This is a genomic window from Thiomicrospira sp. S5, assembly GCF_003991075.1.
Classification (GTDB): Bacteria; Pseudomonadota; Gammaproteobacteria; order Thiomicrospirales; family Thiomicrospiraceae; genus Hydrogenovibrio; species Hydrogenovibrio thermophilus.
Genome location: NZ_CP014470.1, coordinates 1,278,966 through 1,292,081 on the forward strand (window position 1 = coordinate 1,278,966; position 13,116 = coordinate 1,292,081).

General features: G+C 46.3%; 13 protein-coding genes. 11 read left to right on the forward strand and 2 right to left on the reverse strand.

Going from position 1 to position 13,116, the window contains the following annotated elements; all coding sequences use genetic code 11:
• Nucleotide 1: 1 nt before the first annotated feature.
• Nucleotides 2-664: a fused DSP-PTPase phosphatase/NAD kinase-like protein gene (locus tag AYJ59_RS05755; protein WP_127119532.1), complete on the reverse strand. Its 663-nt coding sequence runs from the start codon at nt 662-664 to the stop codon at nt 2-4.
• Between the two features lie 101 nt (nt 665-765).
• Between AYJ59_RS05755 and rfaD the strand changes: the two genes are divergently transcribed.
• The 11 genes from rfaD to AYJ59_RS05810 all read left to right on the forward strand — a co-directional run bounded on the left by rfaD (nt 766) and on the right by AYJ59_RS05810 (nt 12,606).
• Nucleotides 766-1,734 (forward strand): ADP-glyceromanno-heptose 6-epimerase, encoded by a 969-nt coding sequence (rfaD, locus tag AYJ59_RS05760; RefSeq protein ID WP_127119533.1) that lies wholly within the window; start codon nt 766-768, stop codon nt 1,732-1,734.
• Nucleotides 1,735-1,748: 14 nt separating this feature from the next.
• Entirely contained in the window at nt 1,749-2,783 is a 1,035-nt protein-coding gene (gene waaC / locus AYJ59_RS05765; protein WP_127119534.1) for a lipopolysaccharide heptosyltransferase I, read from the forward strand.
• 8 nt (nt 2,784-2,791) lie between these two features.
• Nucleotides 2,792-3,907 (forward strand): polysialyltransferase family glycosyltransferase, encoded by a 1,116-nt coding sequence (locus AYJ59_RS05770; protein ID WP_127119535.1) that lies wholly within the window; start codon nt 2,792-2,794, stop codon nt 3,905-3,907.
• A gap of 74 nt (nt 3,908-3,981) precedes the next feature.
• A complete protein-coding gene (locus AYJ59_RS05775; RefSeq protein ID WP_164730741.1) occupies nt 3,982-4,833 on the forward strand; it encodes a glycosyltransferase family 2 protein in 852 nt (283 codons plus the stop codon).
• Nucleotides 4,834-4,851: 18 nt separating this feature from the next.
• Nucleotides 4,852-5,919: a hypothetical protein gene (locus AYJ59_RS05780; protein WP_127119537.1), complete on the forward strand. Its 1,068-nt coding sequence runs from the start codon at nt 4,852-4,854 to the stop codon at nt 5,917-5,919.
• On the forward strand, nt 5,912-6,961 hold the full coding sequence (locus AYJ59_RS05785) for a polysialyltransferase family glycosyltransferase (protein ID WP_164730742.1): 1,050 nt from the start codon (nt 5,912-5,914) through the stop codon (nt 6,959-6,961). The genes AYJ59_RS05780 and AYJ59_RS05785 overlap by 8 nt, the downstream gene beginning before the upstream one ends.
• Entirely contained in the window at nt 6,948-8,063 is a 1,116-nt protein-coding gene (locus AYJ59_RS05790) for a glycosyltransferase (RefSeq protein WP_164730743.1), read from the forward strand. The genes AYJ59_RS05785 and AYJ59_RS05790 overlap by 14 nt, the downstream gene beginning before the upstream one ends.
• A gap of 20 nt (nt 8,064-8,083) precedes the next feature.
• Nucleotides 8,084-9,376 carry an O-antigen ligase family protein gene (locus AYJ59_RS05795; RefSeq protein WP_127119540.1) on the forward strand — a complete coding sequence of 431 codons (1,293 nt, stop codon included), beginning with the start codon at nt 8,084-8,086 and terminating at the stop codon, nt 9,374-9,376.
• Nucleotides 9,354-10,415 carry a lipopolysaccharide heptosyltransferase I gene (gene waaC / locus AYJ59_RS05800; RefSeq protein ID WP_127119541.1) on the forward strand — a complete coding sequence of 354 codons (1,062 nt, stop codon included), beginning with the start codon at nt 9,354-9,356 and terminating at the stop codon, nt 10,413-10,415. Before AYJ59_RS05795 ends, waaC (AYJ59_RS05800) begins: the two co-directional genes overlap by 23 nt.
• Nucleotides 10,416-10,423: 8 nt before the next feature.
• Entirely contained in the window at nt 10,424-11,596 is a 1,173-nt protein-coding gene (locus AYJ59_RS05805; RefSeq protein WP_127119542.1) for a nucleotide sugar dehydrogenase, read from the forward strand.
• Complete coding sequence (locus AYJ59_RS05810) at nt 11,596-12,606, forward strand: NAD-dependent epimerase (RefSeq protein WP_206197909.1); 1,011 nt, start codon at nt 11,596-11,598, stop codon at nt 12,604-12,606. Before AYJ59_RS05805 ends, AYJ59_RS05810 begins: the two co-directional genes overlap by 1 nt.
• 24 nt (nt 12,607-12,630) lie before the next feature.
• Here the strand turns inward: AYJ59_RS05810 and AYJ59_RS05815 are convergent, their stop codons facing one another.
• A complete protein-coding gene (locus tag AYJ59_RS05815) occupies nt 12,631-13,029 on the reverse strand; it encodes a hypothetical protein (RefSeq protein ID WP_127119544.1) in 399 nt (132 codons plus the stop codon).
• Between the last annotated feature and the right edge of the window lie 87 nt (nt 13,030-13,116).

Consider the following 13,116-nt stretch of genomic DNA (forward strand, 5'->3'; position numbering starts at 1 on the left):
ATTACTCTCTTTTTAGGATGCGATTGACGACGATGTTGGCCCAACCGGCGGCGTGGAATTCTTGATTCAGTTTGGGTTTATCATAATGGTTTTCGACCCATTCGATAAAGGTGGTGTCGGGATTTTCTTTTTCAAAGGCCAGAAAGGTATCGAAAAACACGTCCAGTTTGCCGGTGTCGGCCCAGCGAAAGTGGCCGTATTTCATGCTCAGTTCGGACAGGGCTTCCGATATCGGCTGTTTAAGGATGAAATGTTTGTAGAAAACGCTCATCATGCCGGCCCGGTCGGCGCCGGATTTGCAGTGAATCAAAATAGGGTATTCTGCAGTTTCCAGTATCTTTTTGGCTTGCAGGATTCGATCCACATCCGGAAAGCTTCGAGATGACATCGGGTGATTGATGAGCGTTATGCCGTGTCGTTCGCAGGCTTCTTTTTCCAGTTGGTATTGGCCGGTGTTGTCGGCACGGCGCAAACTGATAATGGTGCTGATGCCATATTTTTGCTTCAATTTTTTAATGAAAGCCGGTGACGGGTGGTTACTGCGGAAGGCATTTTCAGACAACCGATGAAAATTGCGATAAAAGAATCGCAGAATTTCGTGGTCGACCAACCAGGCTTCGATGTGCGCCTTGAAGCGCCCCCATTTTGTTTGCAGTTTTTCCATGTGTCGCGTCTGTGTTTTTTGGCGCCTATTCTACCTTTTTTCGCAACTGGCGTGGGGTTAATGATAGAATTCTCATGATTTGAATTGAGAAGGAAAGATTCATGATTGTGGTCACGGGCGGTGCCGGGTTTATCGGCTCGAATATTGTCAAAGCCTTAAATGCTCAGGGGCGTAGCGACATTTTGGTGGTGGACAACCTGAAGAACGGTAAGAAGTTCATCAATATCGCGGATTGTGACATCGCCGACTACTTGGATAAAGAAGACTTTCAGTCGCGTATTTTCGCCGAAGAAGGGTTGCCGGACATTGAATGTGTGTTTCATGAAGGGGCCTGCTCGGCAACCACCGAGTGGGATGGCAAATATGTCATGGACAACAATTATGAATACTCCAAAGACCTGCTGAATTACTGTCTGAATCGCAAGATTCCCTTCTTATATGCGTCTTCGGCCGCCGTTTACGGTGACGGACCGACGTTTGTCGAAGAGCGTGAATATGAAAAGCCGCTGAATGTTTACGGCTATTCCAAGTTTCAGTTCGATCAGTATGTTCGCCGTGTGCTGCCGCATGCGGAAAGTCAGGTCGCCGGGTTCCGTTATTTCAATGTGTACGGGCCGCGCGAGCAGCATAAGGGTGATATGGCCAGTGTGGCGTTCAAATTGCATAATCAGTTGCTGGCCGGAGAACCGTTGAAATTGTTCGGTGCATACGATGGTTATGAAGCGGGTATGCAAACGCGTGATTTCGTTTATATCGACGATGTCGTGAACGTGAATCTGTGGTTTATGGAAAACCCGGAGCAGTCGGGCATTTTCAATTTGGGGCCGGCCGCGGCGGAGCCGTTTCAGAACATCGCCGAAGCGGTCATCCAGTTTCACGGTCAGGGCGAAATCCAATACATTCCTTTCCCCGAGCACTTGAAGGGGGCTTACCAGAGTTTTACCCAAGCGGATAATACCCGTTTGAGAAAGGCCGGTTACGATAAGCCTTTCCATTCGGTGGCTGAAGGTGTGGCAAAGTATCTGGCTTGGCTGTCGGAAAACCCACGTGTATTGGATTTCGTTCGGTAATCGCGTCGAAGTCAATGCGGATACTGTTAATCAAAATGTCCTCAATGGGGGATGTCTTTCATACCTTTCCGGCCTTGAGTGATGCACTTCAGGCCTGGCCGGATTTGCAAGTCGACTGGGTGGTGGAAGAAGCCTTTGCCGAAATTCCGCAATGGCATCCGGCCGTCAATCAAGTCTTTCCCATCGCGCTGCGACGTTGGCGCAAAAACTTCTGGCAAACCGCTACCCGCCAAGAAATTCGAATGTTTTTTCAAACGATTAATCAAACCCATTATGACGTGGTACTGGACGCACAAGGCTTATTGAAAAGCCTTTGGGTCCTGCGCAAAATTCGTAGCGGTGAGCGTGTCGGAATGGATTGGCAAAGTGTGCGTGAGCCGCCCGCCAGCTTGGGGTATCAACGAAAAATTTCGGTTCCGAAGGCGCAACACGCGATCGTGCGGTTGCGGCAATTGTTTTCTGCGGCATTGGAGTATGAAGATGTCTCTGCGTCACCGGTTCAGTATCGACTGGATACCTCGAACTGGCAAGGCCCCGACAGTTTGCCGGCGGACTTTCAAAATAATTCTTATTATGTGTGTTTGCATGGCACGACTTGGGAGACCAAGCTTTGGCCGGAGGCGTATTGGCGAGACTTGCTTGCAAAACTGGTGGCTTCAGGACAAAAAGTGGTGTTGCCCTGGGGAACCGAAGCGGAGCACGAACGGGCTTTGCGATTGGCGAAATCCCTTAAAAACGACCAGGCCTGGGTGCCGGATTCGTCTCTGGGGTTGAATGCCATGGCTCGGCTGTTGAAGTTTGCGGACGGTATCGTGTCGGTGGACACCGGTTTGTCGCATGTGGCGGCGGCTTTGGAGACTCCGATGGTGGTGCTGTACCGGGTTACCGATCCCGAGTTGGTCGGAGCATTGGGGGCGAATGTTCTTCGTTTGGCTTCGCCCTGTGCGCATCAGTATCTGAAACGTTTTCAGTCTGAAGAGCAGGCCGAACAATCACTTGAACACCTGCGGCCAGACGACGTGTTACATGCGTTGGAGAGGGCTGGGTGACAACGAATATGACAAAAAAAACGGCCTACTACCTAGTCTCTACTCCGTTGCACTTATTGGTGTCTCTTGCCGTGGCGTTATCCCGCCGTGATGAGGAAGTGGCCAAGCTCTTTTTTGTCGCGCAAGAAGCGGATAACCGCCGGATGGATTTCTTTCGAGAATCCATGCAGGCCTGGCAAAATTCGCCTTTTGTGGATACGAAAACGTTTTTCCGGCCGAGCGGGAAGGGGTGGGATAAAGTCGCCAGCCGAAAGCGTTTGTTTGAGGAGTTGAAATCGGACGTGGGCGCTTTCAAACCGGAACGAGTGTATGTCGGTAACGATCGTCATCTGGAATTTCAGTGGATCATGCATCAAACTCGAGAATTGGGTGTTAAAGTGCAAGGCATTTATCTCGATGAAGGGCTTTACACCTATGTCGGCCGTAAGGCGTCCAAACGCTTTTCAGATCGGGTGATCGATGATTGGCTGAAAAAGCTGGTTTACGGTTTTTGGTGGCAAACACCGCCGACTATCGGTGGCAGCCGATGGATTGATGAGATGATTGTAGCCTATCCGGATTGGGTGACACCTTTATTGAAAGAGAAGGTCGCCGAGCCCTTGCAGTCCAGTTGGTTTGAAGATAAACGCTTGCAGGAAATGACCCAGGCCTGGTTAAGATCCTTTGCCATTGACCAAACGCGTCTTGCACACTGCCAGTTGGTGTTGACCTTGCCGGAAACCAATGATATGCGCCAAGTGCCCGGTTATGAATTGGAGGCGCGGGATTTGTTGACCAGACTTTCCAGTAATGGTTGGCAAATTGGCGTAAAATACCACCCAAAAGATCTGGAAAATGACGTATTATCCGTGTTGTCGTTGCCCGGTGTGTTTGAAATTCCGGCCAATGTACCGTTTGAGGTCATTCTGCCGTCGCTGCCGGCCAACTGCTTTGTACTGGGAGATATGAGTACAACGATCCTCACAACGCGATTGTTTCGCCCGAGCGTGCAAGTGATGGTCATGCAGTTGGGAGAATCGTCCGGCCACTTCGATCAGTTCTTGGGCTTTTATGAAAGGCTGGGGTTAACGCCCAAAAAACTACCGGAATTAGTTGAGAGCCTTGGCGTAACAAAGCGTACTTAGGAGAGCGAGTGTTACTTAGAAATTTAAAGTTGTTTACCTGGCGTCAGTTTTCTGGGAAGCCGATTCGATTGGCCATGACGTACATGGTCAAAAACGAAATCGACATTATTGAAAGCAATATTCGTTTTCATGCCGCCAAGGGCGTGGATTGCTTCGTGGCAATTGATAACGGCTCAACAGACGGTACGTTGGAAAAATTACAAGCGCTGGCATCGGAGTTTGATTTGCATGTGATTTCACGCCCGATTACCGATTACCGTCAAAGTGATTGGCGCACGGAAATGGCTTTGATTGCCCGTGAGGACATGCAGGCGGATTGGGTAATTTCCAATGATGCCGATGAATTCTGGTTGCCGAAAGAAGGGCAGGATTTGAAAACCGGGTTGACGCGCAGCAAGTCCATCGTGCATTGTCCGCGCTATGACATGCAGCTGGATTGCCATTCGGAAGGCAAGCCGTTTTATGAGCGAGTTTACCGCACTTTGTTTCCAATCGATTACGGAAAGGGCACCGAGTTGAAACAGGATAATATGTCGGTTCAACTGAGTAAGATTCACGGCAAGGTGATGGTCAACCTACAAGGGTTTTTACGTGCCAAGGGCGGAAATCACCGGGCCTGGCATCTGTGGAGTAAATTGAACTATGCCGAAAGCGATTCGGTGGAAGTGTTTCATTATGCCATTGGTAGTCGTCATCATTTTGAAACGCATGTGGAAAACCGTAAACCCTTGCTGAAAATCGGTGCCCGAATGGGAAATCATTATCGCCGTTGGGTAAGAATGTCGGAAGAAGGCCGTTTGGATGAAGAGTGGAAACGCCTGGTTTTGGATGATGAGGCCATTCAGGTGTTGACGAAATACGGCGTGGTAGTGAAAGACGACCGTGCTCGTGATGCGATTAAAGCGGTGTTGGCCGATAATGGCTAGACTCAAAATGGGGATGTTTTGAAACACGCATTGTATTTGCCTTCCACACCACTGAATGTATTGCTGGCGGCCGCACATGCGGTGGAGCAGCGACATGAACAGTCGGCGGCGCTTTGGTTGATTGACCAAAAGCGGGTAGATGATAACCCTTATTATGAGGTGCTCCAGGCCTGGCCGGATTCGCCATTCGAGGAGATTAACCTCTTTCGTGGCACCGCAGTTGGCTGGCGGAAGCTGGCAGAACGTCGAGAAAATTTCCAACGAATGCAACAGTTGTTGGAAAGTCGTCATTTTTCGGATGTCTTGGTCGGCAGTGACCGTCGTGTGGAGTTTCAATATATTATGCATCTTCTGAAGCAAGCCGGGTATCCTGCGAAAGGGCATTATCTGGATGATGGCTTGTATTCTTACGCCGGTCGGCCGTACCATCCCTTGAAAGATCGTATGAATGCGGGGTTGAAAAAACTGTTTTACGGTGTCTGGTGGCAAGAACCCAATACCATCGGTGCATCGGCATGGATCAGCGATGTTTGGGTGATGGCGCCTGACTTGGTGTGTGACCCGCTTAAGGCTAAAAATTGTCATCGATTGCCGCCGACGCTTTTTACCGCGCCGGAGCTCGCCACTTTGAGTGAGGCGTTGTTGGCGCATTTCGGCGAGTCACCAGAAGACTATCGATCGCTTGATGTGGTGATATTGCTGTCGCACCCGAACAATATTCATAAAATGCCGGGCTATGAAACCAACCTGAAACGAATGATTGAGCATTTTATTGAGGATAAACAGCGAATCGCGGTCAAGTATCACCCAAGAATGCAAGGCGAAGATGCATTTGAACTCAAAACGCTCGGGGTGGAAAAGGTGATTCCATCCAGTATTGCGTTTGAGTTTTTATTGCCTCTGTTTAAGCCGAACGCCAAGTTGTTTGGTGATGTCGGCAGTTCGCTGTTAATGGCAAAATGGCTGAGACCGGATTTGGATGGAACGGCTATTTTGGATGAACATAACGCTTTTCAGCGCCGCTTTTTGACGTTGTTTCAGCAAGCAGGTTTGTCTGTTAAAGCGCCGGGAGATGGTTTTGTTTAATCTGTTTATTGTCAGTACGCCTCGCCATTGGCTGATAAGTGTGTTTTTGCGATTGACCCGTTTTCAAGACGAACCGGCCATGATTGTATTTGAATCCGGTTTTCCACGAAAACTGGCGGAAGACGCGATTAATTTAGACTATTTTTCGAATGCGGAAATCTTGCCATCAGGCTCTGAAAAAGTCCAAATTCGGGCGATGGCAAAACTTCTGGATGGGCATCGTTTGAACCATATTTTAACAGGGTCTGTTAATGAACCTTTTGTACAGTTTACGATTCAAGCGGCTAAAATTCAAAACCCGAATTTGGCATCGTATTTATTGGATGATGGTCTGTTCAGTTACCAGGCGACGAGTCGAAAACCGATGCCCGCGTTACGCCTATTCAGTCGAAAACTGAAATACGGTTGGTGGTATCAAGAGCCGAACCCTCTTAAAATTAATGCGCCGTGGATAGACGGTGCATTTTTGTTTTTTCCGGATAAGTTACAAGGTGCGTTGCCGGAAAAAAATGTGCATGGCATTGATTCAAACTGGTTGTCCGTGTTGGATAGCGCCGAGGTTTTAAAAAAATTAAATGAAATTTATGGCTTGGCACCTCAGAGAGCCGATATTGATGTGGTGGTGATTTTGGATGTTTATCGAAAAGCGATTGAAACATCGCAAGACTATCCAGAAGACGTGGTGCATTTTTTGACGAAGTTGGATCAGAGCGGAAAACGGTTTTTGTTGAAATATCACCCTCGGGATAAAGCGAACGACCCACTGGAGATTCAAAAACGTTTTCCGAAACAAACGGTTTTGCGGGGTGAAATCCCGTTTGAACTGTTGCTGCCGAACTTAAATGAGGATGTAATGTTTACCGGCGACATTTCCACGATCTTGCTGGAAGCCAAGTCGTTTTTGCCCAATGCGAATGTTTCCGTTGCATTGATTGGAAGCCATGATCGGACGCCGTTACCAATTTTGCAAAATGCGAATATTAAAGCTTATCAGCGATTTTCCAATATTCCAGTCGGATACAGAAGTGATGCAGTTAACTGAAAAAACATATTGTCTTGTTATTAGCTCATTAACTGGCGGCGGTGCGGAGAAATTAAATTTGGATTTACTTCGTCGATTGCAAGAAATGGGGCATTACGCCGTTTTGATTGTGCTTGAGTCAAAGGGCGCTGACTACGACTATCACCACCATCAAAATATTTATTTTTTAGATCATGTCTTTCAGAAACCTTTTTTGGGGTTTTTGGATTATCCGTTAAAGGCAAAAGCGCTTGAAAAATTAATTGATCGGTTGGTTGTTGAGTCTGGAAAGCCATTTGATTGCGTCATTGCTTCGCTTTATGGAACACATCGTTTGTTTGCCCGTTTAACCATGTCTAATGTTTGGTATTGGGTACACTGCAATTTATCTTGTGAAGCTTATGACCAGACTTCAAAAAAGAAAACCAGACGTTATTTTCGTACCCATAGAAAAGTTTATAAGAACAAAAAGATTATCGCTGTTTCACAAGGTGTTAGGCAGGACTTGATTGATAATTTCGACGCATCGCCAGAGAACGTTAAAGTACTGCATAATTTTTTTGACTATGAAGACATTCAAAAGCAAGCTTTCGATGTCAGAGATATAGAAGCGCTTAAAAATTTGGAGTCGCAAGGTTTTTTATTGCATATCGGCCGTTTTTCGTCCCAAAAAAGGCATGATCTTTTGTTAAAGGCTTACCGAGAGGTAAATACCGAACTGCCTTTGGTATTATTGACAAAGTCAACTCCGAAGCTAAAAGCTTTAATTGACAGTTTAGGCTTGTCTCATAGAGTTGTGATTGCCGGCTTTCAGGCAAATCCTTTTGTATGGTTGAAAGCGGCAAGGTTACTTATTTTATCGTCAGATTACGAAGGGTTTGGAAATGTGATTGTTGAGGCGCTGTCTTTAGGAACCCCTGTGGTTTCAACCGATTGTCCTTCCGGGCCTAATGAAATTTTAACGGGCGAGCTAAAAAATTATTTAGTACCAGTAGGGGATGAGTTGGCGCTGGCTAAAAGAATTGAGGAAGAGCTTCGGTTACAGCAAGCAACGCTACCCGTATTCGACAAGGAGCCGTTTTCATTTGAAAGTTTTTATAAAGGATTGCGACAGCTGTGTTAGACATAATACGAAATGATTGGGTGAAACCATTTGAAGTGTTAGGGCATGGACTTTTGATCATGTTCTTTTTTGCTCTTTTTTACAATGGGCTTGTTAGTTATGAACCTTTCTTGGTTTTGATAACGTTGTGGGTTTTGTTGGCAAAATTCGTATTTCGTATGAATGCTGGTTTGATGGGACGGGCCTATGCAGGATGGCGTATCGTATTACTTTTTTATGTGTTAATGGTTTTTTTGCCTCTAGGCCTTCATGCAACCGCTGAAAATTCACAGGAAACGTTGGCTTTTGTCAGCAAATACAGCAAGGTCCTATATTTATTGCCGTTTTTTTTCATGGTGGCTTATTTGAGAATGTCCATTAAAGACTTTAATCGATTTGCCATGGTGCTAGCATATTTGATTATTTTGATTTCTTGCTATGAGATTTATGTGCGCTTCGATAGTGATTTCGGATCGGCATCTAATCGTTTGGGTGAGTTATATTCCGAACGTGGCGAGGTGGCTTGGTTTATTGGTTCGGTTTTGATCGGGCTTGTGGGGGCAGGACTCACAGAACGGTTTTATGGTCGTCCCGCTAAGCACTATCTTTTATTGGCGGCTGTTTTGGCAATCTTGATCCTATTGACGGCGACAAGAAGTTATTGGTTATCTCTCTCCATTGCCGGAATTGTGTCCTTGCCATTTTTATTGTTACTTTTTAAGCAAACCATGACCCAAAAAATGCTGGTGTCGTCAGGTGTTGTGATTCTGCTGCTAGGCGTGTCTACTTTTGTCATTGATAACCCGATAAAATCCCGTTTCCAACAGGCGACGGTAGATTTTAATAAAATTGTTGATGGAGATTTATCTGGATCTGTTGGGCAGAGAATCTTTATGGCCCAAGTTGCCGTAGACGGTATTAAACAAATGCCATGGCAGGGATTGGGGGAACAAAATTTCTTGGCTTATAAAGAGCGTCTTTTTCAAGAACATCAGTCGGATTCAAATGCTTTTTTATATCAGCAAATCATAAGTTATCAGCATATCCATAATCAATTTTTGATGGATTACTGGATGAAAGGCATTTTGGGATTGTTGGCATTACTGGGAATCCTTTTGAGTTCTTTTTGGATTTTTAGGAGGGGTGTGGTTTATTCAATTCCAGAGTCATTTATGTTTAACTTGGGGAGTATTGCCTTTTTAGTTTCTTCTATTGTTTTCTTTTTGTTTGGCGCTGTGCTGACATATTCACATGGTATTGTCTTTTTTACATTCTGGCTGACTTTGCTGGTATTGATTTCGTTGCGTTCCTATGAAGAAAATTCTCATTCTTAAACCCTCTTCGTTTGGAGATATCGTTCATGTGTTTGCCGCTGTTGCGGATGTCATAAGAAAACGGCAGGATGTGGAAGTCCATTGGTTAGTCGACGATCAATATCATGATATTCCAAAGTGGAGTCGTCATGTCGATAAGGTCTTCGCAATCAATCGCAAGCGTTTGAGAAGGTTTGACTCTTTTACGTTTGGAATGTTTTCAAGATTTGTTATACAAAAACTGAAACGGGAAAACTACGATTTAATTTTGGATTTTTATTTTGGCTGGCAGGATGCTAAGCTCGTTCAAAAAATCGGCGCGCCGTTTGTTGGGCCTACTCGTTCCATGTTGGAGATCATGAAAGATGACCCGCGTATTGCTGGACTGTATGCTAGGACGGTTGATTTTGACCCGACACTACCGTCTGTTTTATTTTACAGAACTCTCATGGCAAAAGCTGTAGGCTATGAACTGGACACTCTTCGTCTCAAGTATGACGTGGATTTATCCCATAGTAATTCTGGTGTTAGTTTTCAGGGACCATATGTAGTGTTTGTGCACTCGACAAGTGGAGCGGCTAAAAACTGGCCGTTAGAGTATTGGGAACGCTTGGCAGAGTTCTTTATCGCCGACGGAGTTACCGTGGTGTTACCCTGGGGCTCAGAAGAGGAAAAAGTTCGAGCGCAAAAAATTGTGAATGGACGGCCGGAGATTGTATTGCTTCCTGGAATGACTTTGAAAGCGTTGGCTGTTTTAATCACGGAGTCAGTAGGCGTTATTGGTGGTGATACGGGGTTGACGCATATCGCTTCGATTCTGGCTGTGCCGACCGTGAGAATCTTTGGAGCAACCAGCTCAAATGCTGCAGTACCTTCAAACGAGGCGATTGATTTGTGTTCCTCGTTAGGCTGTTCTCCATGTATGAATCGCAACTCTTGTGAACGTAATGATATTGAAACGTTTAGCGTGTATCCTCCGTGCTATGAGAGCATTGCGCCCGAGAAGGTGTTTTTATCGTTTAAACAAGCGCAACAGTTGAGTGTTGCGGCATTGAGGTGAGAAAAAGTATGAAAATTGCCGTGGCCGGTACTGGCTATGTTGGGTTGTCCTTAGCCGTGTTATTGTCGCAGCATCATGAAGTGGTGGCGTTGGACATTGTCAAAGAGAAAGTCGATTTACTCAATCATAAAAAATCACCTATTGTCGATGCTGAGATCGAAGAGTTTTTGCTGAACAAAGAGTTGAACTTTTCTGCGACCCTGGATGCGGAAAAGGCTTACCGGGGCGCGGAGTTTATCATTATCGCAACGCCCACCGACTATGATACGGAAACCAATACGTTCAATACGCGTTCGGTTGAAGCCGTAATTGCGGATGTGGTTCGAGTCAACCCTGAAGCGGTAATGATCATCAAATCGACGATTCCGGTCGGTTATACGCAGTCGGTCAAAGAAAAATTCAATACCGATAAGATTGTGTTTTCGCCGGAGTTTTTGCGCGAGGGCAAAGCGCTTTACGATAATTTATATCCATCGCGCATTATTGTGGGTGAAGAATCCGAGCGCGCGGAACGCTTTGCGCAATTGCTTGTCGAGGGCGCGGCTAAGCCTGCCGAAGAGATTCCGGTTTTATTTACCCATTCCACCGAAGCGGAAGCGGTGAAACTGTTTTCAAATACGTATCTAGCGATGCGAGTCGCTTACTTCAATGAGTTGGACACCTATTGTGAAACCCATGGTCTCAGTACGCGTCAGGTGATTGAAGGGGTGGGGTTGGACCCGCGCATTGGCAGTCATTACAACAACCCTTCGTTCGGTTATGGCGGCTATTGCCTGCCGAAGGACACCAAGCAGCTATTGGCCAATTACGACCAAGTTCCCAATAATTTGATTAAGGCGATTGTCGATTCCAATACGACCCGAAAGGATTTTATTGCAGACTCGATTATTCGTAAGCAGCCGAAAGTCGTCGGAATTTACCGTTTGGTGATGAAAGCCGGCTCGGATAATTTCCGCGCGTCCGCCATCCAGGGCGTGATGAAACGGATTAAAGCCAAAGGGATTGAGGTGGTCGTCTATGAGCCGGTGCTGACGGAAGACACCTTTTTCAACTCGCAAGTGGTGTCATCTTTGGAAGAGTTTAAAGCCATGTCGGACATCGTGCTGGCTAACCGTATTACCGATGAGATTAAAGATGTGTGTGATAAAGTTTACACACGCGATTTATTTGGACAGGATTGATGAAAGTATTGGTGACCGGTGCAGCCGGGTTTATTGGTTTCTATGTGACGCTGGATTTATTGAAGAAAGGCCATGAGGTCGTCGGGCTGGATAACCTGAATGATTATTATGATCCAGCGTTGAAGCGTGCGCGCTTGGCTGAAATCGAGCGCTTCTGTGCCGAACAGTCGGTTTTGGAGGCATTTGAATTTGTGGAAATCGATATTGCCGACCGAGCGGAGACTCAAGCACTATTTGACGCACAAGCTTTCGATCGAGTGATTCACCTGGCCGCTCAGGCGGGGGTGCGTTATTCAATTGAAAATCCGCATGCTTATGTGGATTCTAATCTGGTCGGTTTTGTGAACATTCTGGAAGGTTGTCGCCACCAGAAAACGGCGCACTTGGTTTATGCGTCTTCAAGTTCGGTGTACGGCATGAATACCAAAATCCCATTTTCAACCGACGACCGGGTGGATTTTCCCATTTCCCTTTATGCCGCGACGAAAAAATCCAACGAATTGATGGCGCACACGTATAGCCATTTGTATGGTATTCCAACGACCGGATTGCGGTTCTTCACTGTCTACGGCCCTTGGGGGCGCCCGGATATGGCGTATTTTTCGTTTACCCGCAAGATATTAGCGGGTGAGGCCATTGATGTGTTTAACCATGGCCAAATGGAGCGGGACTTTACCTATATCGATGATATAGTCGAAGGCGTCGTGCGGGTGATGGATCATATTCCGGCGATGCATCAATCGGATATCACCACGGCGCAAGCGCCTTATAAAATCTACAATATCGGTAATAATCAACCGATTACCTTACAGCGCTTTATCCAAGCGATTGAAGCGGCGACGGGGAAAAAGTCCGTTCAAAACCAGTTGCCGATGCAAGCAGGTGATGTGCCGAGAACCTATGCAGATGTGTCGGATTTGATGGCCGATGTCGGTTTTAAACCGGCGACGGAAATTGAAGCAGGCATTGAGCGTTTTGTACGCTGGTATCGTGATTTTTACCAGGCCTGACGGTCCGGGTTTCTGTTGCAACTCTTAAGCTTGGGCAAAATACTGTTCCAAGCACGTTTTAAACCGCTCAATCACCGACACGTCTTCTTTTAAATCCAACCCCCAAATCGTTTCCGGCCAGGCCTGGTCGTTTTGATTTCTCATGACCAGGTGAATGTGGTAATAGGGGAGTTTATTGCCGATTTTGGCGATGTTGTAGTGTTCGCCAAAGCCTTCCGATCTCAAATATTCCGCCAGCGCAACCATTTCGGCATAAAGCTGCCCGGCATAGTCTGGGGTAACCGGTCGGTTTGGAATGAATTGCAACCAGGGAATTTCTGTACTTTCACACATGATTGCATAATCGCTGTTCTGATAGAGGAAGTGGTTTTCAAATTTATCTTCAAGGTTTTCCGGCGAATGGTCTGTAATGATAATATCCATAGATAAACTCCCTCAGTAATCTTACGAAAGCGTTAGAATAAGTGTAATTTAATGGCTAATCATATCCGATATTTCGTCGCGGTTGCG

Coding starts and splice junctions, on each gene's coding strand:
- AYJ59_RS05755 (WP_127119532.1), bottom strand. CDS start 664: ATGGAAAAACTGCAAACAAAATGGGGGCGCTTCAAGGCGCACATCGAA.
- AYJ59_RS05770 (WP_127119535.1), top strand. CDS start 2,792: ATGACAAAAAAAACGGCCTACTACCTAGTCTCTACTCCGTTGCACTTA.
- waaC (WP_127119534.1), top strand. CDS start 1,749: ATGCGGATACTGTTAATCAAAATGTCCTCAATGGGGGATGTCTTTCAT.
- AYJ59_RS05810 (WP_206197909.1), top strand. CDS start 11,596: ATGAAAGTATTGGTGACCGGTGCAGCCGGGTTTATTGGTTTCTATGTG.
- rfaD (WP_127119533.1), top strand. CDS start 766: ATGATTGTGGTCACGGGCGGTGCCGGGTTTATCGGCTCGAATATTGTC.
- AYJ59_RS05790 (WP_164730743.1), top strand. CDS start 6,948: ATGCAGTTAACTGAAAAAACATATTGTCTTGTTATTAGCTCATTAACT.
- AYJ59_RS05815 (WP_127119544.1), bottom strand. CDS start 13,029: ATGGATATTATCATTACAGACCATTCGCCGGAAAACCTTGAAGATAAA.
- waaC (WP_127119541.1), top strand. CDS start 9,354: ATGAAGAAAATTCTCATTCTTAAACCCTCTTCGTTTGGAGATATCGTT.
- AYJ59_RS05805 (WP_127119542.1), top strand. CDS start 10,424: ATGAAAATTGCCGTGGCCGGTACTGGCTATGTTGGGTTGTCCTTAGCC.
- AYJ59_RS05775 (WP_164730741.1), top strand. CDS start 3,982: ATGACGTACATGGTCAAAAACGAAATCGACATTATTGAAAGCAATATT.